At 72.5% G+C, this 20,525-nt stretch carries 20 protein-coding genes; 12 read left to right on the plus strand and 8 right to left on the minus strand.

Annotated elements, in window-relative coordinates; all coding sequences use genetic code 11:
• Window positions 1-202: 202 nt before the first annotated feature.
• Both LUZ64_RS32535 and LUZ64_RS32540 read left to right on the plus strand, forming a co-directional pair.
• Complete coding sequence (locus tag LUZ64_RS32535; RefSeq protein WP_095582897.1) at window positions 203-610, plus strand: hypothetical protein; 408 nt, start codon at window positions 203-205, stop codon at window positions 608-610.
• Window positions 611-695: 85 nt separating this feature from the next.
• Window positions 696-1,421, plus strand: a complete 726-nt coding sequence (locus tag LUZ64_RS32540; protein ID WP_107426654.1) for a DUF6766 family protein — start codon at window positions 696-698, stop codon at window positions 1,419-1,421.
• A 52-nt stretch (window positions 1,422-1,473) separates the two neighbouring features.
• Here LUZ64_RS32540 and LUZ64_RS32545 read toward each other — a convergent pair whose 3' ends face one another.
• Together LUZ64_RS32545 and LUZ64_RS32550 are read right to left on the minus strand one after the other, a co-directional pair.
• Window positions 1,474-2,355, minus strand: a complete 882-nt coding sequence (locus LUZ64_RS32545; protein ID WP_211305095.1) for a geranyl diphosphate 2-C-methyltransferase — start codon at window positions 2,353-2,355, stop codon at window positions 1,474-1,476.
• A gap of 15 nt (window positions 2,356-2,370) precedes the next feature.
• Window positions 2,371-3,696, minus strand: coding sequence for a family 2 encapsulin nanocompartment cargo protein terpene cyclase (locus LUZ64_RS32550; protein ID WP_095582899.1), 1,326 nt, complete (start codon window positions 3,694-3,696; stop codon window positions 2,371-2,373).
• Between the two features lie 693 nt (window positions 3,697-4,389).
• Here LUZ64_RS32550 and LUZ64_RS32555 point away from each other — a divergent pair.
• Window positions 4,390-4,983: a GNAT family N-acetyltransferase gene (locus LUZ64_RS32555; RefSeq protein WP_095584326.1), complete on the plus strand. Its 594-nt coding sequence runs from the start codon at window positions 4,390-4,392 to the stop codon at window positions 4,981-4,983.
• A 39-nt stretch (window positions 4,984-5,022) separates the two neighbouring features.
• Here the strand turns inward: LUZ64_RS32555 and LUZ64_RS32560 are convergent, their stop codons facing one another.
• Window positions 5,023-5,970, minus strand: coding sequence for a LysR family transcriptional regulator (locus tag LUZ64_RS32560; RefSeq protein WP_095584327.1), 948 nt, complete (start codon window positions 5,968-5,970; stop codon window positions 5,023-5,025).
• Window positions 5,971-6,065: 95 nt separating this feature from the next.
• On the opposite strand from LUZ64_RS32560, the gene LUZ64_RS32565 reads away from it, so the two are divergent.
• Together LUZ64_RS32565 and LUZ64_RS32570 are read left to right on the plus strand one after the other, a co-directional pair.
• Window positions 6,066-6,914, plus strand: coding sequence for an alpha/beta hydrolase (locus LUZ64_RS32565; protein WP_095584340.1), 849 nt, complete (start codon window positions 6,066-6,068; stop codon window positions 6,912-6,914).
• Between the two features lie 587 nt (window positions 6,915-7,501).
• Window positions 7,502-9,112, plus strand: coding sequence for a TROVE domain-containing protein (locus tag LUZ64_RS32570; RefSeq protein ID WP_095584328.1), 1,611 nt, complete (start codon window positions 7,502-7,504; stop codon window positions 9,110-9,112).
• Window positions 9,113-9,435: 323 nt separating this feature from the next.
• Here LUZ64_RS32570 and LUZ64_RS32575 read toward each other — a convergent pair whose 3' ends face one another.
• Entirely contained in the window at window positions 9,436-9,909 is a 474-nt protein-coding gene (locus LUZ64_RS32575; protein WP_095584329.1) for a carboxymuconolactone decarboxylase family protein, read from the minus strand.
• 322 nt (window positions 9,910-10,231) lie between these two features.
• Between LUZ64_RS32575 and LUZ64_RS37640 the strand changes: the two genes are divergently transcribed.
• From LUZ64_RS37640 to LUZ64_RS32610, 6 genes are all read left to right on the plus strand, one after another.
• Window positions 10,232-11,296 (plus strand): helix-turn-helix transcriptional regulator, encoded by a 1,065-nt coding sequence (locus tag LUZ64_RS37640; RefSeq protein ID WP_143593429.1) that lies wholly within the window; start codon window positions 10,232-10,234, stop codon window positions 11,294-11,296.
• Between the two features lie 148 nt (window positions 11,297-11,444).
• A complete protein-coding gene (locus LUZ64_RS32585) occupies window positions 11,445-11,981 on the plus strand; it encodes a hypothetical protein (RefSeq protein WP_143593430.1) in 537 nt (178 codons plus the stop codon).
• A 212-nt stretch (window positions 11,982-12,193) separates the two neighbouring features.
• Window positions 12,194-12,643 carry a hypothetical protein gene (locus LUZ64_RS32590; RefSeq protein ID WP_095584332.1) on the plus strand — a complete coding sequence of 150 codons (450 nt, stop codon included), beginning with the start codon at window positions 12,194-12,196 and terminating at the stop codon, window positions 12,641-12,643.
• 393 nt (window positions 12,644-13,036) lie between these two features.
• Window positions 13,037-13,540 (plus strand): ester cyclase, encoded by a 504-nt coding sequence (locus tag LUZ64_RS32600; RefSeq protein WP_095584333.1) that lies wholly within the window; start codon window positions 13,037-13,039, stop codon window positions 13,538-13,540.
• A complete protein-coding gene (locus LUZ64_RS32605) occupies window positions 13,537-14,160 on the plus strand; it encodes a TetR/AcrR family transcriptional regulator (protein ID WP_095584334.1) in 624 nt (207 codons plus the stop codon). The genes LUZ64_RS32600 and LUZ64_RS32605 overlap by 4 nt, the downstream gene beginning before the upstream one ends.
• The gene (locus LUZ64_RS32610; protein ID WP_095584335.1) at window positions 14,157-15,146 is read left to right on the plus strand and encodes an oxidoreductase; all 990 of its coding nucleotides are present in this window, start codon (window positions 14,157-14,159) and stop codon (window positions 15,144-15,146) included. Before LUZ64_RS32605 ends, LUZ64_RS32610 begins: the two co-directional genes overlap by 4 nt.
• 31 nt (window positions 15,147-15,177) lie before the next feature.
• Here the strand turns inward: LUZ64_RS32610 and LUZ64_RS32615 are convergent, their stop codons facing one another.
• A complete protein-coding gene (locus tag LUZ64_RS32615; protein ID WP_232390512.1) occupies window positions 15,178-16,347 on the minus strand; it encodes an agmatine deiminase family protein in 1,170 nt (389 codons plus the stop codon).
• 225 nt (window positions 16,348-16,572) lie between these two features.
• Between LUZ64_RS32615 and LUZ64_RS32620 the strand changes: the two genes are divergently transcribed.
• Window positions 16,573-17,151 (plus strand): TetR/AcrR family transcriptional regulator, encoded by a 579-nt coding sequence (locus LUZ64_RS32620; protein WP_095584336.1) that lies wholly within the window; start codon window positions 16,573-16,575, stop codon window positions 17,149-17,151.
• 312 nt (window positions 17,152-17,463) lie between these two features.
• Here LUZ64_RS32620 and LUZ64_RS32625 read toward each other — a convergent pair whose 3' ends face one another.
• The 3 genes from LUZ64_RS32625 to LUZ64_RS32635 all read right to left on the minus strand — a co-directional run bounded on the left by LUZ64_RS32625 (window position 17,464) and on the right by LUZ64_RS32635 (window position 20,484).
• Window positions 17,464-18,234, minus strand: a complete 771-nt coding sequence (locus LUZ64_RS32625) for an alpha/beta fold hydrolase (RefSeq protein WP_232390511.1) — start codon at window positions 18,232-18,234, stop codon at window positions 17,464-17,466.
• 126 nt (window positions 18,235-18,360) lie between these two features.
• Window positions 18,361-19,569, minus strand: coding sequence for a cytochrome P450 (locus tag LUZ64_RS32630; RefSeq protein WP_095584338.1), 1,209 nt, complete (start codon window positions 19,567-19,569; stop codon window positions 18,361-18,363).
• A 366-nt stretch (window positions 19,570-19,935) separates the two neighbouring features.
• On the minus strand, window positions 19,936-20,484 hold the full coding sequence (locus tag LUZ64_RS32635; RefSeq protein WP_095584339.1) for a hypothetical protein: 549 nt from the start codon (window positions 20,482-20,484) through the stop codon (window positions 19,936-19,938).
• Between the last annotated feature and the right edge of the window lie 41 nt (window positions 20,485-20,525).

The raw sequence follows: 20,525 nt of genomic DNA on the forward strand, positions 1-20,525 counted from the left end.
GTACGGCCCCGGCGGGTCCCGCCAGGGGGCTGCCCGCCGGGCTGCGGCAGTGGGCCGAACGGCGCACCGGGGGAGTGGGAAGGCGGGCACCCGGGTACCGGTTCCGCACTGATCGGCAGGCCGGCCGGGGCGTAAAGGACAGGGCGTACGGCCAAGGAGTACGGCCAGGGTGTACGGCCCGGACGGGTGAGCGAGGTGGTCGGTGACCGGCCGGTGGATCGGCGTGGTGCTCGCGGCGGCCGCCGTCTGCGCGGCGAGCGGGTGCGCGGCCGTCTCCGAACGCCGCGACGCGGCCACCGCGGCCACCGCACACTTCGAGAAGGCCCTGCGAGCCCGCCGGTACGCGGCGGCGTGCGCCGTACTGGCCCCCACCACACGCGAGGAACTGGCCCGGTCGGCCCGCGTCACCTGCGAGGAAGCCATGGGCCAGGAGGAAGTGCCCGCGGGCGGCGCGGTGCGCCACGTGGACGTCTACGGCAACCAGGCCCGCGCCGTCCTGACGCGGGACACCGTGTTCCTGTCGCGCTTCCCCGGCGGCTGGAAGGTCACCGCGGCCGGCTGCCAGGAGCGCCCGGAGAAGCCGTACAGGTGCGGGATCAAGGGCGGGTGAGGGGCATGCGGGTGATGTTCTTCGGCGTCCTGCTGGTCCTCGTCTGCGGCCTGGCGTACTTCACGGCGCTGGGGCTGATGCACCGGTGAGCCGGCCCGGCCGTCCCGCGGGGGAAGGGGCTCCGCGCACCGAACCGCCCCGGAGCTTCCTGCGCGACAACGGCCTCGGCCTGGCCTTCGGGGCCGGATTCCTGCTCACCCTGCTGGGCCAGGCGCTCGCCGGGCACGCCGAGTTCAACGGTCAGCTCCTCGACGAGGGCCTGGCCCCCGTCGGCCTCGGCGGCTATGTGACCTCCTCGGACTTCGCCGTCGACGTCACCGAGAACTGGCAGTCGGAGTACCTTCAGTTCTTCCTCTTCGTCTTCGTCACCGTATGGCTGGTGCAGCGCGGCTCCCCGGAGTCCAAGGCCCCGCACAAGGCCGGCACCGAGTCGGACGAGGAGCAGATGGTCGGCGCGTACGCCGCGGAGGACTCGCCTCGCTGGGCCCGGGCCCGCGGCTGGCGCCGGAGCGTCTACGCCCGCTCGCTGGGCCTGGTCATGGGCGCGGTGTTCCTGCTGTCCTGGCTGGCCCAGTCCATCACCGGCGCGGCGGCGCACAACGAGCGGCAGCTGAGGGAACTGCAGGCCCCCGACAGCTGGGGCGCGTACCTGCTGCTGCCGGATTTCTGGGACCGCACCCTGCAGAACTGGCAGTCCGAACTGCTCGCCGTCGCCTCCATGGCGGTCCTGTCCGTCTACCTGCGCCAGCGGGGCTCACCGGAGTCCAAGCCCGTGGGCGCGGCCCACACCTCCACCGGCGTCGAAGGCTGACGAGGCCGGGCCCGCCGGACGGCGGGCCCGGCCCTTACCCGCCGGCGGCCGGTCAGACGCGGTCGGCCGCGATCAGGACGTACTGGAAGGAGCCGTCCTTGTAAGACTGGATGAACGCCTCTTCGATGCCGGTGACCAGGGAGGACGTGGCCCGCAGCTCCCAGTAGGGCAGGGCCGCCGGCGTCAGGTCGATGACGGCCTGCGGGACGAGGCGGTTGTCGGCCATGGCGCGCAGGTACTCCCGGCGGGAGTGGATGTTGCATTCGAAGTGCGCGTTGATCTGGGAGATCCGCTTGGAGGGCTGGCCGTAACGCGGGTTCCAGCAGCCGGTGATGGTCACGTAGCGGCCGCCGACCGCCAGGACGCGCGCGTGCTCGGCGAAGAGGTCGTGCAGGTCGACGTACATGCTCGACTCGTTGTTCCAGGAGGCCGCGGCCTGCCCGGTCTCCAGGTGCGTGCTGAGCATGTTGCGGACGCGGGCGTGGACGTGGTCCTCGATGCCCAGTTCGCCGGCGCGCCGGTTGGCGAAGTCGGCCTGCTTGGCCGACAGGGTGACGCCTTCGACGTGGCATCCGAAGCGCTGGTGGGCCATGACCATCGAGCCGCCGCGGCCGCAGCCGGCGTCCAAAAGCGTGTCCTCGCGCCGTACGGTGCCGAGGTGGTCCAGGAGGAGTTCGGCCTGCGCCGATTCCAGGCGGTGGAGCTCGGCGATCAGCTTCTTCTCGTATTCGCTGTCCTCGGGGTCGCCGAGGGCGGCGTGATCGACGTCGCCGATGCCGTAGTGGTGGTGGTAGAGGCCGTCGACGTCACCGAGACGCAGGTTCACGGGCCTGGCCTCGTGGTCCCAGTAACGGGCGATGTCCCCCTGGTAGGGCGTCGCCGGGGCGGGGACGAACGCGGGGGCGGCGGGAGCGACAGAGTGGGTGCTGGACACGGATATGTACCGTCCTTACCAGAAATCGGGCAGACTGTAGCGGTAGGTGTTGGTCTGGTGCCAGTAGTGGTTGCCGTCGACCCACACGGCCACTCCCCGCAGGAAGCGCAGCACGCTCGGGACGGGGCAGTCGGCGGCCACGGCGGCGGCTTCGGCCTCGAAGCGGTGCATGAGGTCGTTGTGGACCTCGACCGCCTTCAGGTAGGCCTCCCTCTCGGAGAGGCCCTCACGTTCGGCGATCACCACGGGCAGGTTCAAGTGCCGCCCGGGGCTGGCGAGTTCCTTGGTGTAGGAGTAGAGGTCGTTGACGAGGGTGGTGGCGTTCCCGGCGAGCGCGATGACCCGCTGCATGTCGGGCCGCGCGTGGAGGTCCGCCGGCAGCTCGTAGCCGCCGACGGTGTCGGTGAGGGTGGGGCAGGGGCGGAAGTTGTTGAACTGCCGCATCGCCAGGTACTCCCACACCTCCGGGACGTAGTCGGTCTGGGCCCAGGCCGCCTCGGCGAGGTACCCCATGTGCAGCCGGGCCATGTCGTGCCGGAACCGGTCCGCCTGCGACGGGCCGGCCCCCTGGACCAGGTACTCCATCGCGGAGCGGTAGGCGCGCCGCGGCGCGTCCGCGTGGAGCGACCGCGCCCACGCCGGCTCGTACTCCTGCGTGGTGTGGAGGGCGTCGAGAGCGGTGTGCGCGAGCAGCAGGCGCCCGCCGAGGCCGACGGGGGAGCCGCCGTGATCCTCGCAGTAGCAGTCGTCGACCGCGTTCTCGGCGACCATCAGCCGCGTGGCGATCATCAGGTGCTCGACGGTGGGGGCGTCCGGGTGGCAGGCCACCATGTAGCGCCCCACGGAGAAGCCGTCGAACTGGTCCTCCCACTCCTCGGGATACAGCTCGACCTCGTCCAGCGCCCACGCCTTGATCCTGCGGCTGACCTCCTCCGTCCGTACGGGGTCGGGCTCGGCGACGGGGTGGTGGTAGAGGCCCGGGATCGGATTGCCCGCCTCACCCGCCTCACCCGTCTCGCCCGCCTTGTCCGCCGCCGGTGCCCCGTCCGCCGCCGGTGTCCCGGGCACCTCGGGCGCGGGCGGCTCCTCACGCCGGGCCAGGTGCAGGCCCGCCGTGCCCAGACCGCTGGGGCCGCGCAGGATCAGCTCCACGGCGGGGCTCGGCCGCCCCGCCGCGGCGGCGCCTTCCCGCGCGTGCCCGTCACCCGGCCCGGCGTGAGGTCCGGCGTGAGGTCCGGCTACGGCCCCCGCGCCGGGGAGGTGGGCGGCGGGGGCGGGGATGAAGGGCAGGGCGGTGGCCGACAGGCTCGACGGCAGGGGGGAAGGCCTGGGATCGGGCATCCGTAGCTCCTTGACTCCTTGGTGATGAGGGTGGGCTGTCCCGCCACCGCGGGCACGTCCGGCCGAACGCGCACGGCTCCGGGCCGGCGCGCACGGCTCCGGGATGTCACGGCCGTCGCGCGGGTCCCCGGCCGGGCGTGCCCGCGGTGGCGGGCCCGCGGGCGGCCGGCGTGCCGGGGCGGGACCGCCCACGCGGCCGCGGCCGCCGCGCCCGTGGGCCGGTGCCGACGTTCATCGGGGTGAGCTCTCCTTCGTGAGGACGGTGAGCGGCGTACGCACGCGTCACCGGCGAAAGAGGAAAAAGTGGGAGAATGCCCGGGAATCCGTCCAGATCCTGCACTGGGGAACAGTAACGGCCTTACGCCCAGCCACCCCTGAAAAACCATAAATATTACCTCGATGCAGTGACCTTTCCTCGCACCGTGTTTGCCCGGGCGACCGACAGCATCCGGCCCCGGTCGAAAACACGCCCGACAGATGACCCCGCGGACCCCCCTCCCGCGCGGCATCACCGGCCGGGGACCGGCCCGCCGCAACCCGCGAACGCCGCGCCGCACCGCCGCGCCGCACCGCCGCGCCGCACCGCCGCGCCGCACCGCACCGCCGCGCCGCGCGACGGCCGGAACGCGGGGGAGCGGGGCATCGGTAGAACGACCGATGCGCCGGAAAGATCTTGGAACCTACCGTGGCCGCATGCAGTCACCGAACACACCCGAGCCCGTCGAGAGCGGCGACGCTCCCCACCTCACCCGCACCCTGGCCCGCGCCTTCGCGGACGACCCGATGATGCTGTGGCTCTTCCCCGCCGAAGAAGGGCGCGCGGACCGCCTCGCCCAGTGGTTCGACGTCATGCTCACGCACAAATACGGCCCCCTCGGCCACTGTGAACACACCGGCGCGGCAGCCGCCTTCTGGACCCCGCCCGGCACCGCCGAACAGCACCCCGACGAGGAGACACTCGCCCGCATCAACGACCTGCTGGGCGAGCACGTGGCCCGCCTGGGAGAAATGCTGGAACTCGTCGGCAGGGAAACCCCGCAGGAACCCCACTGGTACCTGGCGGTCCTCGGCGCCGACCCCGCGGCCCAGGGTCACGGCCACGGCGCCGCCTTGCTGCGCTCGGGCCTGGCCAAGGCGGACGCGGCCGGACTGCCGGTCCACCTCGAATCATCGAAGCGGTCCAACCTCGCCTTCTACGCACACTTCGGCTTCACCGTGCGCGGCGAGATCCACGTATCCGCGGGCGGCCCGACCCTCTGGTCGATGTGGCGCGAAGCCCGCGCCTAGACCCCCATCAGGCACACCCCCCGGGGAGACGCCCGGACGTCACAGGCCGCCTTCCTCCCGCGGGCCGAGCCGGAGGTCGAGCGCGGCGGCCGCGTCGGGGCAGTTCCCGCGGACGACGCCGAGGAACGCGCGCAGCACCGGCGAGCGTTCCCGGGCGTCGAAGGACAGGACCAGATCGGGCAGGGACGTGCGCGGCGTCACCTCACAGAACCACGTACCCCGCCTCGGGACCGACAGCATGCGCGAAGGCCCCAGACCCACGCCCACACCACAGGCGGCGAGGCCGATGATCGTGTGGATGTCCCTCGCCACACTCGCCCCGGCAAGGACCGCCGGGGAGTCCTCGCCCAGCAGGGCCCGCAGCGTGCCGGTGAGAGCCGGCTCGTCCTCGCCGGGCGCCACGATCAGCGGCTGCCGCCGCAACTGCTCCACGCTCACCGACGCCTGGCCCGCGAAGGGATGCGCCCCGCTCACCACCGCCACCAGATGGTCGTGCCCGATCGGGACGGACACCAGCCGCTCGGCACCCGTACCCCGCGGCCGGCCCAGGGTGATGGCCACATCCAGCTCACCCGCGACGAGCGCGGCCGTACTGCGGCTGGTCGCCATCTCGTGCAACTCCAGCCGCACATCGGGCCGTTCACGGCCGAACCGGCCGAGAACGTCCGGCAGGGGCTCCAGCAGCGCCGAAGCGATGAACCCCAGGCGCAGCCGGCCCGTCTCACCGCGCGCGGCCCGCGCCGCGTCCACCGAAGCCGCCGTGATCTCCCCGAGCGCCCGGCGCGCCCGCGCCAGGAACGCCACGCCCGCGGCCGTCGGGAACACACCCCGCCGCGTACGGTCGAACAACCGGGTACCCACCTCGCGTTCGAGGTCCGCGATCTGCTTGGACAGCGGAGGCTGCGCGATCCCCAGCGCCCCGGCCGCCCTGCCGAAGTGCCCGTGCTCGGCGAGCGCCAGGGCATACCGCAGGTGCCGCGCCTCCATGTCAGCCCCCTGCCGCGATATCCCCTGAGTATCGCGAGCCAGCTTGTCAGATCTTCCCCTGGATGACCGGGGCGCAGGTCACGTGCAATGACGCCATGAACGAACTCTCCCCCGCCCACACCGTCTACGTCCTCGTGCACGGCGCCTGGCACGGCTCCGCGCAGTGGGCGGCGACCCAGCGCGCCCTCGCCGCGACCGGTGCCGCGAGCGTGGCCGTCGACCTGCCCGGACACGGCTTCGACGCACCCCTGCCCACCGGATACCTCCTGCCCGGCCAGCCGCACCTGCGCACCGAGAAGTCCCCGCTGGCCACCGTGACGATGGACGACTGCGCCGAAACCGTGCTCCGCACCCTGGCCCGGGTACGCCCCCACCACCGCCGCGTCGTGCTCGTCGCCCACAGCGCGGGCGGCGGCCCCGCGTCCCTGGCCGCCGAACGGGCACCCGAGCTCGTCGACGCACTCGTCTACCTCTCGGCCTTCGTCCCCGCCGGACGCCCCCGCTTCTCCGACTACGCAGGCTCGCCCGAGAACGCCACGGCACGCGGACGGGGCCTCACCCTCGGCAACCCCGAGGAACTGGGCGCCGTACGGATCAACCCGCTCTCACCCGATGCCGCCTACACCGAGGAACTGCGCCGGACCCACTACCAGGACACCCCGCCCGGCCGCTTCGGCCGCTGGCGCTCGGCACTGAGCACCGACCTGCCGCTGGCGCTCGTCACCACACCCCTCACTCTGACCTCGCCGCGGTGGGGGCGGATACCCCGGACCTTCCTGCGCTGCGCGGACGACCGGGCACTGACGCCGGCCGTGCAGGACCTGATGATCAGGGAGGCCGACCGGGCCGTGCCCGGCAACCCGTTCACCGTACGCACCCTCCCCGGCAGCCACACCCCCTTCGCCGCCCGCCCCGGCGAACTCGCCGCCGCCCTCCTGCCGTGAACGGCGCGCGCCGAAGCCGGCGGCCCGCGGGCCCCGGGAACGCGGCGGATCCCGGGGGCCCGCACAGGTCCGCCGCCGGCCGCCCATGTGCCTTGGGCGGGCCCGGGCCGGTGCGTTGCCGGCCCGTAAAACCCTTGGCGCCCCGGGCGGCCGCACTCCTAGAGTGAGCGGCGTCCAGGTGCGAAGACGGGACCTACTTCGACTCCTCATCGGGAGGCCGCGGGTTCGAATCCCGCCGCCGGCACCCAGGCCGGTGTAGCTCAGGGGCCAGAGCGCCTTGTCGGTTCCGTCGCCCCGAACTCTGGACACACCAAGCTTCAGCACCTCCCGGTGCGCGGGCCACGGCTACTTCGTTGTGTGCGAATCCCATGCCGTGGCCACCTTGAACTCGGGAGGCGCGGCACCGGGGCGTCCGGTGCGCAGGTGACGGTTACTTCCTGGAACAGCCGGTCGCGGGTTCGAATCCCGTCCCAGCCACGGGCTGGTGTAGCTCAGCTCGGCAGAGCAGCTGTCCGTACCGTCGCCGACCTCGTGACCTCGGACGCCCCTGTGCCGTGCTCTCCCCGGACGAATTCGGGGGAATTCACATGGCACGTTTCAACACCCGAACCACCCGCACCACCCGCACCAGCCGTGCTCCCGAGGCGGCCGGGCCCGTCTCGCCCGTGACCACGACCGGGCGGCGCACCCGCACCCACCTCGGCGGCGAGGGACACACGCGGGACGCCCGCTCCGAGCTGTTCCTCCTCGCGATCGACGACTTCGTCTCCCAGCACACCCACCACGAGAGCGGCACCGCCCGCGACGACCGGTTCGCCACCCTGGTCCGCAAGCTCGCCGTCGAGGACCCGGCCTGGACCGCCGGCCTCCTCGCGTGGCTGCGCGGCGACGGGCAGATGCGCACCGCCTCCCTCGTCGGCGCCGCCGCATACGTCAAGGCCCGTCTCGACGCCGGCGCCACCGCCGGCCCCGCCAACCGCCAGGTCGTCGACTCCGTGCTGCGCCGCGCGGACGAGCCCGGCGAGCTGCTGGCCTACTGGACCTCCGCCTACGGCCGGAACGTACCCAAGCCCGTCAAGCGGGGCATCGCCGACGCCGTCCGGCGCCTGTACACCGGCCGCAGCCTCCTGAAGTACGACACCGGCTCCAAGGGCTACCGCTTCGGCGACGTCCTCAACCTCGTCCACCCCACGCCGGGCCCGGACAAGCCGTGGCAGGGCGCGCTGTTCCAGTACGCCCTGGACCGCCGCCACCACCCCGACACCGCGATCCCGCCCGCCTCCGACCGGACCCTGACCGCGCACCGCGCGCTGATGGCCGTGCCCGTGGCGGAGCGGCGGGCCGTGGTCACCGGTGACGGCGGCGCCGAGCGGCTCGCCGCTGCGGGCATGACCTGGGAGGCACTGGCCGGGTGGCTGCAGGGCCCGATGGACGCGGCGGCCTGGGAAGCCGTCATCCCCTCCATGGGCACAATGGCCCTGGTCCGCAACCTGCGGAACTTCGACGAGGCCGGCGTGTCCGACCAGGCCGCCCGGCAGGTGGCCGCCCGGATAGCCGACCCCGAAGAGGTCGCCCGCTCCCGCCAGTTCCCCTTCCGCTACCTGGCCGCCCACCAGCACGCCCCCTCACCGCGCTGGGCCCACTCCCTGGAGCGGGCCCTCGCCCACTCCCTGGAGAACGTGCCCCGCCTGCCCGGCCGGACCCTGGTCCTGGTCGACCGCTCCGGCTCCATGTGGTCACCGCTGTCCGACCGCTCCCGGCTCAACCGCGCGGACGCCGCCGCCGTCTTCGGCACGGCCGTGGCGCTACGCGCCGCCGACGCCGACCTCGTCGAGTTCGGCACCACCAGCGCGCCCGTCGCCTACCGCGCGGGCGAGCCTGTCCTCAAGGTCCTCGACCGCTTCGGGAGCCTGGGCGGCACCGACACCACCGAGGCGGTACGCCGCCACTACTGCGGCCACGACCGGGTCCTGATCGTCACCGACGAACAGGCCGCCCACCACCACGCGGGCGGCCCGACCGAGCAGGTCCCCGCCCACATCCCCGTCTACACCTGGAACCTGGCCGGCTACCGGCCGGGTCACGCCCCCTCGGGATCCGCCCACCGCCACACCTTCGGCGGCCTCACCGACGCGGCGTTCCGCATGGTGCCACTCCTCGAAAGCGGCCGGGACGCCCACTGGCCCTGGGAGGAGTGAGGGCGGGCAGCCGGGTACGGGCTGCGGACGTGGGGCTCGTCGTGCCGGGGCCGACTCTAGTGACAGCCGTCAACGACACCGACATGACCGGCTCGTTCACGGGTCTGGACCGGCCGGCCCCGCCCCCGGGCTCCCGCCGGCCCGGCCGGGAAGCCGGACCCGCGCCGGCCTTTCAGATCGCGCTCCGCCACCGGCAGCCGCCGTACACACCGCTGGTGCCGCCGAGAAGCTCGCCGGCGGTGCCGGCAGGGAACGAGCAGGGCCCTTCCGCTGCCGGGGCCGCAGGCCGGGGCGGCCCAGGCCGCCCCGGACAACATCTCCCGTTATCTGAACTGGCCGGGCTGGTAGTCACCGGCGGGCACCTGGAGCATGACGTTCCCCCGGTTGAAGGCGTTGATGACGGTGATCACACCCACCAGGGCACCGAGCTGGTCCTCGTCGTAGTACTTGGCGGCATTCGCCCAGACCTCGTCCGGGACACCACCGGCCGCGTCGGCGATCCGGGTCGCCTCCTCCGCCAGCTCCAGCGCCGCGCGCTCGGCCTCGGTGAACACCGTGGCCTCCCGCCAGGCCGCGACCAGGTTCAGGCGCTCCGCGGACTCCCCGGCGTGCACGGCGTCCTTGAAGTGCATGTCGGTGCAGAAGCCGCAGCCGTTGATCTGGCTGGCGCGGAGCTTCACCAGCTCCTGCGTCGAGGCCGGCAAGGTCGAACCCTCGAGCACCTTGCCCGCGGCGATGATGTGCTTGAAGACCTTGCCCAGGACCGGGTTGGTGAAGGGGTTCAGACGTGCTTCCATGATGCGCTCCGTTGCCGTTGTGCGGTTACACACCTTGGACGAGACAGCACGGCGAGCTGTGACATCGACGCCCCGTGACGTGAGTCACTCCTGTCATGCCGCGGCGGCAGGACCCCGCGCCGCTCACGCTTCACCGAGCCCGTCCAAGCCTTGATACGCCGGGAAAGCAAACACGGCAAATCGATACCTTTCCGGCGACCAGCGGATACCACCGTCCAGCGGCGCCCCCGCCGGCACACACAGCAGCCCAGGCCCGCCGCGCCGACCGGGCGGCGGGACCCGTCCCTGGACTGGATCAGGGGGAGGGGACCATAGTCGATGCGTGGGCGATGTGGACGGGGTGGCCCGTTGCCTGGAGGCGGCGGTCGGGGAGCGGTTCGTACGGGACGAACTGGCCGCCCTGGTCTCACAGGCCGTCACCCCCTGGGTCGCGCACGACGGGCTGCGCCTGTTCGGGATGAATCCCGCCACCGGCGCCGTCTCCTTCGGCTTCCTGCACGACTTCAGCCCCGACCTCGTACAGGCGCAGCTGCACGACGCCTATCTGGGCGATGACCCGTTCAGCCCCGCCGACATCACCCGCCACCCGGCGCCGGTGGCACTGTTCGGCGGAAGCGACGGGAGTAACGGAAACAGCCGCCCGACTCCAGGGCACCGGCAAGTGCTGAGCACCCTGGCGGCACACGGAGCCGGGTCCGAGGCCCGCCTCCTGCTGCGCGACCGCCACGGGGCATGGGGCCTGCTGGCCCTGCTGCGGGAATCGGGCGGCAGACCCTTCGACGGAGAGGACGCCGCCCGGCTCGCCCGGCTCTCCCCGCTGCTGATCACCCTCCTGCGCGGCTACGCCACCGCCGCACCGCCTCCGAGCGGCGCGCACCTCCCGGCGGGCGTCGCCATCGTCGGCGCCGACCACCAGGTGCGTTCGCTCACCCCCGAAGCACGCGCGTGGATGCGGGAGATCAGCCCGGAACGCGGCCTGGCACCGCGGTGGATGCCGCAGGTGTCGATGCGGGAGATCTCCCTGGCCGCGCGGCGCCACCTCGCCGACCCCGGCGCACCGCGCCCGCTCGCCTGCAGCCCCACGGCGTACCTCGGACGGCGTGTCGCCGTGCACGCCCAGCCCCTCGACGAGCACGGCGAAGGCGACGTCGCCGTGCTCTTCCAGGAAGCCACCGGCACCCTGCTCCTGTCCACGTTCGCGGCCTGGCACGGCCTGACCGCCCGCGAGAGCCTGGTCCTGCGGCACCTGTACTCCGGGGCGGCCCCCAAACAGATCGCCCGCGGTCTCGAGGTCTCCCCGCACACCGTCAACGCCCACGTCAAAGCGGTGTTCCGCAAGACCGGCGTCAGCGGCCGCGACGAACTGCTCGCCGCACTCGACTCCTGACCCCCGGAGCCGGCGGCCCCGGCACACCGGGGCCGTCACCCCGCCATCCCCAACTTTGGGGATGCCCGGACACCACCGGCCGCAGCCATAGTCGTGGTGACCGAGCGCCGACGCGGCCGACGGGAGAGGAACGATCACGATGCACACGATGCGTAAGAAGGCAGCGGGCACAGCGGTGTTACTGGGCCTGATGGTGACCGGCATCGGAGCGGGAACGGCCGAGGCGGCCGGCACGCCCCCCACCGTGAAGACCGCCCAAGCACAAGCCCAAGCCCAAGCCCAAGCACAGGCTCAGGCTCGGACACGGGCCGAGGCGACACTGACAGCGGTCGAAGTGACCTTCTACACCACCTACGACAACAAGGACCACGACACGAAAGTCTTCACCTCGGTGACCGACCACACCAACAAGACCATCGGAACCCTCGGCGAGCACTTCGGCGACGACGAGTTCGAGGACGGCGACGCCGACGGACCGTACGCCCTGAGCCTGACGGAGCCCGCCACATGGTCGTCCATGCGCGACGGACGGCTGCGCATCAGAATCGAGCCCCGCGGCCACGACACCTGGAAGCTCAACGTCCGCTCGACCCTCTTCTTCTCCGACGGCACCCGGCGCCACGCCGACCAGGACAACCTGGCCCCGAGCCAGCGCAACCGCCAGGTCGACGTCCCCATCGCCTGAACGGCCGCCGACGTGACGATGTGACGACATGAGCCGGGACGCCGCCCGGCCCCCGCGGGCCGGGTAGGCGGTGCGCCCCGGCGCCGCTACTGTGCGCGGTGTTCCCCTCCCGTGGCCCTGCGGGCCGACACCGAGGTGCCGCCCGCGGGCCGGCGCGGGGCCGGGGAACACCGGTGTCACATCAGCGCGAAGAGGGGAAGGGAGCCAGTGACATGAAGGCGAGAGGAATCCCCGTCGTCGTCCTCGCCCTGCTCGCGGCGGTGGGCCCGGCCGTGCCCGCCGCGGCGGCGTCCGCGGGAGTGCCCGCCGGTGCGTCCGCCGGGGTGGCCGGGGTCCCGGACGCGGCGGCCCTGGCCGGCTGCTCCGCCATCGGCGGGGGAAAGTACAACTGCCGGGTGTGGAAGACCGCTCCGTCCTACGAGTGCACGACCACCGACCAGACCGACTCCTGCACCGGCCGGCCCGTCGGGCGCCTCAACGCCGGCACCAACTACTTCTTCTGCCAGACCTGGGGCGGTTACTACTCCGACGGCCGTTACTACAACCACTACTGGGGGATGACCGACGACGACAGCGGTCACCGTCGCGTCTGGGTCCCCGTCGTCTACATCAGCGGCGGCGACAACGACGGGCCGGTCCCGGGTCTGCCCCGGTGTCCCTGAACGGCTTCCTCGCTGTAGGGGACGGAGGACGCGTCCGCCCGTCCGCCGAGGCGTGCCGGGCCATGGCCGCCCGGGCCGGCCCGCCGCCGCAGCAGGCGGCCTCGTCACGGCCCTGGACGGGGCTCTCGCCGAGAGCGCCGGTGCCGGCCTTGACGACGTAGACCTCCCGGGGTTCGCGGCCGGGGCCGGGGGCCCGGGCCTTGTCCTGGAGCGCGTAGCAGCAGGAGGTGTCGTTCTCCTCGAACGCGGCCGGGCCGGACCGGAAGCTCGGCGCCCGGGGCCTGAAGGACCCCGCGGCCGATCCGGCCGGCGAAGATCGATCCCACTATTGGTTACACCGTACACACCGTGTACGGTGTAACCACATCGTCGATCGATCGACCGGAGGCTCTGATGGCTCAGCAGACTGTCGCGCACGCGTTCGCCGCCTTGATGAACGGTCATGACCCCGATGCCGTGGACGGCTTCGTGGCCGAGGACTACGTCAACCACAACCCCTACGTCGAGAACGGCCGGGAGGCCAACCGGGCCTTCTGGGGCCGCTGGTTCGCCGCCTTCCCCGACACCCGCGTGACCCTCGAGGACGTCCTCGCCGACGGCGACCGCGTGGTCGGCAGGTTCACCTACCGCGCCACCCACCTCGGATCCCTGCTCGGCGAGGAGCCCACCGGCCGACCGGTGGAGATGCGGTCGCTGGACATCTGGCGGGTACGGGACGGCATGGCGGTCGAGCACTGGGACGAGCTCAACACCGTCGAGTTCTTCACCCAGCTGGGCCTGCTGGCGCCGATGAAGATGCCCGGCGCGCCCGCTGACGCACCTGCCGATGCGTCCGCCGACGCACCTGCCGGCGTGCCCGCCGGCGCGCACAGCCGGGAAGAAGGCGATGCCTCATGACGCCCCCGGCGCAGGCGCCCGAGCCCTCGCGCTCCCGGCAGCGCCGCGAGCGCGAACGCGCCGAGACGCGGACCGAGATCCTCCAGGCCGCCCGTGAGCTGGCCCGCGCCGAAGGCTGGGACGCGGTGAGCATGCGCCGCCTGGCCGACCGGATCGGCTACTCCGCCAACTACGCCTACCGCTACTTCAAGGGCCGCGACGACATCCTGCTGGCCTTCGTCAAGGACGGCTTCACCCGGCTCGCCGCCCTCATGCGCGCGGCCGGTACGACGGTCCAGGAAGCGGCGGCCGCCTACCTGGACTTCGCGCTCGACGAGCCGGACCTCTACCAGGTGATGTACGGCCTCGGCGGTGTCCACGTGCCCGCCGCCGACACCGTCACCGAAGGCGACGCGGTCGGTGCCGTGATCGCGGACGCCCTGGGGATCACGGACCCCTATGACGACCGCATCGCCCGCATCTGGGCCACCGCGCACGGCCTCGCCGCCCTGCACGCCATCCGCAAACTCCCCGTCGACCGCGCCCACCTGCACCGGCTGCTGGAAGCGAGCGTCGACGACCTGCTCCGCACCCCGCCGCGACCGCAACCGCAACCGGACCCGGACGGAGACATCCGATGACCACCGCTTCCGCTCCCGCTCCCGATGCCGCTCCCGCCGCCGGCCGGTGGACGGCCGACCGCATCCCCGACCAGACCGGCCGCACGATCGTCGTGACCGGTGCCAACAGCGGCCTGGGCTACGTCACCGCGCGAGAACTCGCCCGCCACGGCGCCCACGTCATCCTCACCGCGAGGAACACCGGCAAAGGCGGAGCCGCGCTGGACAGGCTCCGCGGCGAGCTCCCCGGATCCTCCGTGGAACTGCGCACTCTGGACCTGGCCGACCTGGACTCCGTCCGCGCGTTCGCCGACGCCCTCGACGCGCCCGTGGACGTACTCGTCAACAACGCGGGGATCATGATGCCGCCGCGCTCCCTCACCAAGCAGGGGTTCGAGTCCCAGTTCGGCACCAACCACCTGGGGCACTTCGCGCTGACCGGCCTGCTGCTGGAGCGCCTGCGGGCCGGGCGCGACCCGCGCGTGGTGACGGTCACCTCGACCCTGCACAAGAACGGGGCCATCCACTTCGACGACCTCGACGGCGCACGCTCCTACTCACCACGCGGCTTCTACGCCCAGTCCAAGTACGCCAACGTGCTGTTCGCCCTCGAACTGGACCGGCGCCTGCGCGCGAGCGCCGTCCCGGTCCGCAGCGTCCTGGCCCACCCCGGTTACTCAGCCACCAACCTCCAGTCCTCCGGGCCCACCGGGCTGCTCAGGGCGGTCCTCAAGGTCACCAACCGTCTCCTCGCCCAGGACGTGGAGACGGGCGCGCTCAACCAGCTCTACGCGGCCACTTCCCCGCACGCCCGGGGCGGCCGGTTCATCGGCCCCGACGGGCGCAACGAGGCCAAGGGCCACCCCACTTTCGTACGGCCGGCCGCATCCGCCACGGACCCCGGAACCGCCCGCCGCCTGTGGGACCTGTCGGAGCGGCTCACGGGAGTCCGCTACGACTTCCCCCGCCACCCCGCCGGCGCCGTCGCCGTGACCCCCGCGGCCTGATCTCCCCCTCTGTGCCGGATGCCGGGTTCGCTCACCGGGCGGGGGCCTTGCCCGGCTGGTCGTGGGTCGAGCAGTGGATGCCGCCACCGCCGGCGGCGATGGTGTCGATGGTCACCGGCACGACGTCACGGCCGGGGAAGTGTTCCTTGAGGATCCCGCGCGCCCGGTCGTCGGCGTGTCTGTCACCGAACTCGGGCATGAAAACGGCGTCGTTGGCCACGTAGAAGTTGGCGTAGGTGGAGACGAAGTCGTCTCCGGTGCCGGTGATCCGGCCGGGGTCGGGCTGCGGCAGGTCGATGACCTCCAGGCGTTTCCCGCGGGCGTCGGTGGCCTGGGCCAGGACGGACCTGGCCTGGTCGGCGGAGCGTGACCAGACGTCGGCGGGGGAGCCGGGGAAGGCCTTGTCCAGCAGCACCACACCGGGTGCGGTGAACCGTACGAGGCTGTCGACGTGGGCGTCGGTGATGTCCTGGCCGCGCACTCCGGCGAGCCAGATCACCTTCTTGACGCCCAGGGCCTGCTTGAGCTCGGTCTCGATCGTCTCCCGGCTCTTGCCGGGGTTGCGGTTGTCGTTGACGACCGAGCTCTCGGTGACCAGCAGGGTGCCCTGGCCGTCGGTCTCGAAGCTGCCGCCCTCGGCGACGAGCGGGGCCGTGCTGCGCGGGATCTTGTACTTCGGCAGCAGGGAGCGCCCGACCGCGGCGTCGCTGTCGTGTTTCTTCTGCTTGTTGCCCCAGCCGTTGAAGTTGAAGTCGACGCCCACGACCTTGCCGGACTCCTCGACGAAGACGGGGACGGTGTCGCGGGCCCACAGGTCGTCCACCGGGAGCGGGATCACCTCGACCTGGGAGCCGCAGGCCCGCTGGGCGGCGTCCTGCTGGCCGGGCCGGGCGAGCATCACGACGTGCTCGTACTCCGCGACGGCCCGGGCGACCCGTGCGATGTCCTCCCGCACGTAGCCCAGGTCCAGGCTCCAGACGCGCCGCAGGGCGGGCCAGGACATGAAGGTGCGCGCGTGGCTCTCCCACTCGGCCGGGAAGCGGCGGCCGGCACCCGCCCCGGAGGCCGGGCGGGCGGAGGCGGCGGGCCCGGACCGCGGCGCGTCCTGCGCCCGGCAGGCCGCCAGCGCCCCGGCGGCGAGCGCGCCGGCACCGGCGAAGGCGCGCAGGGCGGTACGGCGGGACAGGAAGTGGGGGGACAAGGCGACTCCAGTGCCGAGGCGAACAGCGAACGTTTGCGTGCCGCGCGGCCGCTCAGGCGCGGCTCACGCAGGGCGACAGCCCTGTTACCGGGAGCGGCGGAGAGGTGGCTCACCGGCACTCCCGGCATTCCTGACTGAAATTTCAGTCAGGAATGGAAGGTAACATAGGCCCCGAGCAGTGGCAGTGTCGTGGCCTTGTGAAACCAAACCCCCGGAAGTGAGTACATGTCCCGTCGTCGTACCGTCATCCTGGAGGCCGCCGCCCGAGCCGTCGCCCAGCGCGGCATCAGGGGCCTGCGCGTGGAAGAACTCGCCGAGGACGCCGGAGTGTCGACCTCACTGATCTACTACCACTTCCAGGACCGGGCCGGCCTGCTGACACACACCCTGGAATTCATCAGCACCCGCGCCGAGCAGTACACCGACCCCGCCGCGGACCCCGAAACCGACCCCCGCGGCCATCTCGAGGAGATGCTGCTGCTGGAACTGCAGGACACCCCGGTCGTCATCGAGAACAGCACCGCCTGGGGCGAGCTCCGCGCCACCGCCGTCTTCCAGCCCGAACTCCGCGACCACCTGCGCACCGCCACCGCCCGCTGGACCGACTACACGGCCGACCTCATCGACCGCGCCCGGCAGCACGGCAGCGTCCCGCCCCGGACCTCCGCGGAAGACGCGGCCGAGCGCCTGACCGCCCTCGTCGAGGGCCTCAGCAAACGCTGGCTCAGCGGCACCCTCCCCCTGGACCGCGCCCGGGAACTCCTCCGCGGCGCCCTCACCGCCGAACTCGGACCACGCCCCTGAACCGGTCGTAGCCCCTTTGACCAGCCGGCGGCCGGCCCGCTGACCGGCTACCCGTCCCGAAGACCCCTCACCAAACCGCCGAGGAGAACCACAGCCCGAGCAACCCCATGACCGTCAACGAGAGGGTGAACCGAGCGCGCATTCCGACCGAGAGCTTCGTGCCATCCGCACCCGCATCCTGCATGCCGGCTCCTTGACCTGCGCCGGGCCTGCCCGGGCGGACCCCGCGGCTACGTCAGCCGGGTCCTGCCGGCGGAAGACCTCGCTGATCCGGGCGAAGGCCGGTCACCGTGATATCACCATCGGCTTCCCTTACGGCGCGGGCAGTTGAGAGAGGAAGGTACGCACAGCGGCGGCGAACGCGTCGGGAGCGTCGTACTGCACGACGTGCCCGGCCGGAATTTCGACCAGCCGCGCCTGGCCGGCCCGGCGGGCTACCATTTCCCTGGCATGGTCCTGCGCCAGTACGACGCTGTCCGTTCCCCGGATCAGCAGGGTCGGGCAGGTCACCGACTCCCAGTCGCTCCAGTGGTCACCGGTAAGGGCCTTGTGGGACAGCACGGTGTGATCGATGTCGAAGGAGAATCCCCACCCGTCGTCGGACCGGCGGAAGGAACACTCGAGATAGGGCGCCGTCGGGCCGATGGCCGCGACCAGTTCCCGGCGGGACCGCGCACGGCGAGGCAACCGCGCGGCCAGCGACCAGTCGGCGTCCACGACGGCGCCGACGTCCTCGACGACCAGAGCGATGACCCGGCCCGCGTGCCGGGCGGCGTACTGATAGGCGTTCACACCGCCCAGGGAATGACCGAGAACCGCCACCGGACCGAACCCCAGATGACGGTGGAATGCCGCGATGTCGGCGACGTAGCCGGCCCGGTGATAGCTCCGGGCGCGGCCCGACTCACCATGCCCACGCTGGTCCAGGGCGATCACCCGCCACCGCGGCGCCAGCGCCCGCGCCAGCGGGGCGAACACCGACGCCTCGTGGTAATGCCCGTGAAACGCCAGCAGCGGAAGCCCCGTACCACCGAAGTCCAGGAACGACAACCGCCGCTGATCAACTGTGAAGAACTCACGCATAACGCGCATGCTAGCCCCGGCACGCGGACGCCGACCGGCCCCGCGGCCGATGGGCGCAGACGGGTGGGCGGACCGGACGCTCGCGCACCCGGCCGCCGTCCCGCAGGGGGCGAGCGGGCGGCGCCGTCACCAGACGACAGGCAACTCCAACGGGTGGCGCCAGATCGAGTTCGTGTTCCACGGAACCCGCTCGGCCGGTACCGCCAGCCGCAGCCCGGGGAACCGCTTGATCAGCGTGCCGAACGCGACCTGCAGCTCCATGGCGGCGAGCGGAGCACCGAGACAGTGGTGGGAGCCCCAGCCGAAGGTCATATGGGCCGGCTTCGGCCTGCCGAGGTCCAGTTCGTCGGGCCGGCGGAACTTGCCGGCGTCGCGGTTGGCCGTCAGATAGGACACGTGCACGACGTCACCCGCCCTGATCCTCACCCCGCTCAGCACCACGTCCTCCACGGCCACGCGCGGGATCCCGACACCCTCCTTGCGGAACGGGATGAACCGCAGGAACTCCTCCAGCGCCTGCGCCAGGGTCTCAGGCCGCTCACGGAGCCTCGCATACAGCTCGGGGCGGCTCAGCAGGGTGTAGGCGATGTTCACCAGCTCGTAGGAGGTGGGGTCCTGGCCGGTGACAAGCAGGAGCACGGCCACGCCGGCCAGCTCCTGGTCGTCGAGGACCTCGTCCCCGTCGCGGGCCTGGGCCAGGGCACTGATCAGGTCCTCGCCCGGGCCGGCCCGGCGCTCGGCCGCCAACGCGCCGAAGTAGGCACGCAGCTCGGCCGCGGCACGCTGCGCCTCCTCACGGCCGGAGGGCCCGGTGCGCGTCATCGCCCCGACACGGGAGCACAGCAGGGCCCGTTCCGCCTCGGGGATCCCGAAGACCTCGCAGATCACCGCCAGGGGCAGCGGCGCCGACACGTGATCCACCAGATCGGCCGGGGAACCGTGCGCCTCCATCGCGTCGAAGAGACCGTCGACGACGTGCTGCGCGCGCTCCCGCATGCCCTCCACACGCCGCGGCGCGAAGCCCTTGGCGATCAGCCTGCGCAGCCGGCCGCCGGCCGGCGGGTCCATCAGGCTGATCGGCCCGGCCTGGAGGTTCGGCTCGGGTGTCACCCGCGGGTAGTCCAGGCCGGCGACGGCATCGCGGCTGAAGCGGCGGTCCGTGGTGACCGTGCGCACGTCCTCGTAGCCGGTGACGAGCCAGGCGTCGCCCTCGCCGTAGGGCATGCGGACGCGGGAGACGGGCTCCTGCGTCATCAGACGCCTGAGCTGCGGATCGAACTCGAGCGCGTCGGCGAAGTCGAAATGACAGGTCCATACGGTGGCGCCGGGTTCCATCGCGGGTTCTCCCGTACTCAACGACGGTGCGAAGACGTCCGCCGGCCCAAGGGCCGGATGCCGAACGGATACCCACGCCCTCGCACGGCGACTTACCCGGACGCCGGAATTACACCGGACGGGTATCCGCGAGCCTGCCGAGGCCGAGCGGTTCCAGGGGCGCCCGCCCCATCTGCCCCCGGCGCCCAGGGGCCCTCCGCGCATCCACCGCGTCCACGTCCGCTCCGGGTGCCCCCGCACCACCCGGCCAGGAGAGGGGAGCCCAGCCGCTCCAGCGCCGGACACGGGCCCGGCGCCCGCCGGGACCGGGCTCCCCGGCGTGGCCGCGGTGTTCACGAGCGGGCCCGAGGGCCCGTCCCCGGCCGGCTACCGCTTCAGCTGCCCCGGACCGTCGCTCCGGTGGAGCCACAACGTCGCGCCCGGGTCCACGTAAGGAGCCCGGTTCCGGGTGGTGTCGTGTCCGCACCGCAGGCTGACGGTCGTCGGGCCGGTACCGGAGAAGGCGCCATGGGCGGCGACCGTGGCCGCGAACACCCCGCTGCCCGCGCCCGTGGAAGCGTTGCCGATCATGCTGGCCGCTCCGCCGACGACGGTCTCGCCCGCGTAGAGCGTGCAGCGCGTGTAGTCGCTCGGTTCCCAGCTGACCAGCGTGGCGTTGGAGGACAGCACCCACGAACCGGCGGGCACCGTCTCGGAGAGCACCGTCGTGGGCACCCCGCCCGCGGCGTTGAGCAGCACCGCGGCCGAGGTCTGTCTGACCACGTCCTGCGAGGTCATGAGGTGCCGCTCGGCCACGACGGACGCGGCGGGTGACGCGCCGCTCGAACCCGCCGACGCGGACGAGGCCGTCAGGAGGCTGCCGGCCACGAGGCCGCCGATGCCCAGCACCGTCATCAGCCGGGAGGACTTCTTCATCGTTGTTCTTCCCTTCGCTCGGAACGGGTGCGTGCCGTGCC

Source organism: Streptomyces albireticuli (genome assembly GCF_021228125.1).
GTDB classification, from domain to species: domain Bacteria; phylum Actinomycetota; class Actinomycetes; order Streptomycetales; family Streptomycetaceae; genus Streptomyces; species Streptomyces albireticuli.

Coding starts and splice junctions, on each gene's coding strand:
- LUZ64_RS32550 (WP_095582899.1), bottom strand. CDS start 3,696: ATGCCCGATCCCAGGCCTTCCCCCCTGCCGTCGAGCCTGTCGGCCACC.
- LUZ64_RS32555 (WP_095584326.1), top strand. CDS start 4,390: ATGCAGTCACCGAACACACCCGAGCCCGTCGAGAGCGGCGACGCTCCC.
- LUZ64_RS32560 (WP_095584327.1), bottom strand. CDS start 5,970: ATGGAGGCGCGGCACCTGCGGTATGCCCTGGCGCTCGCCGAGCACGGG.
- LUZ64_RS32565 (WP_095584340.1), top strand. CDS start 6,066: ATGAACGAACTCTCCCCCGCCCACACCGTCTACGTCCTCGTGCACGGC.
- LUZ64_RS32570 (WP_095584328.1), top strand. CDS start 7,502: ATGGCACGTTTCAACACCCGAACCACCCGCACCACCCGCACCAGCCGT.
- LUZ64_RS32575 (WP_095584329.1), bottom strand. CDS start 9,909: ATGGAAGCACGTCTGAACCCCTTCACCAACCCGGTCCTGGGCAAGGTC.
- LUZ64_RS32585 (WP_143593430.1), top strand. CDS start 11,445: ATGCGTAAGAAGGCAGCGGGCACAGCGGTGTTACTGGGCCTGATGGTG.
- LUZ64_RS32590 (WP_095584332.1), top strand. CDS start 12,194: ATGAAGGCGAGAGGAATCCCCGTCGTCGTCCTCGCCCTGCTCGCGGCG.
- LUZ64_RS32600 (WP_095584333.1), top strand. CDS start 13,037: ATGGCTCAGCAGACTGTCGCGCACGCGTTCGCCGCCTTGATGAACGGT.
- LUZ64_RS32605 (WP_095584334.1), top strand. CDS start 13,537: ATGACGCCCCCGGCGCAGGCGCCCGAGCCCTCGCGCTCCCGGCAGCGC.
- LUZ64_RS32610 (WP_095584335.1), top strand. CDS start 14,157: ATGACCACCGCTTCCGCTCCCGCTCCCGATGCCGCTCCCGCCGCCGGC.
- LUZ64_RS32620 (WP_095584336.1), top strand. CDS start 16,573: ATGTCCCGTCGTCGTACCGTCATCCTGGAGGCCGCCGCCCGAGCCGTC.
- LUZ64_RS32625 (WP_232390511.1), bottom strand. CDS start 18,234: ATGCGTGAGTTCTTCACAGTTGATCAGCGGCGGTTGTCGTTCCTGGAC.
- LUZ64_RS32630 (WP_095584338.1), bottom strand. CDS start 19,569: ATGGAACCCGGCGCCACCGTATGGACCTGTCATTTCGACTTCGCCGAC.
- LUZ64_RS32635 (WP_095584339.1), bottom strand. CDS start 20,484: ATGAAGAAGTCCTCCCGGCTGATGACGGTGCTGGGCATCGGCGGCCTC.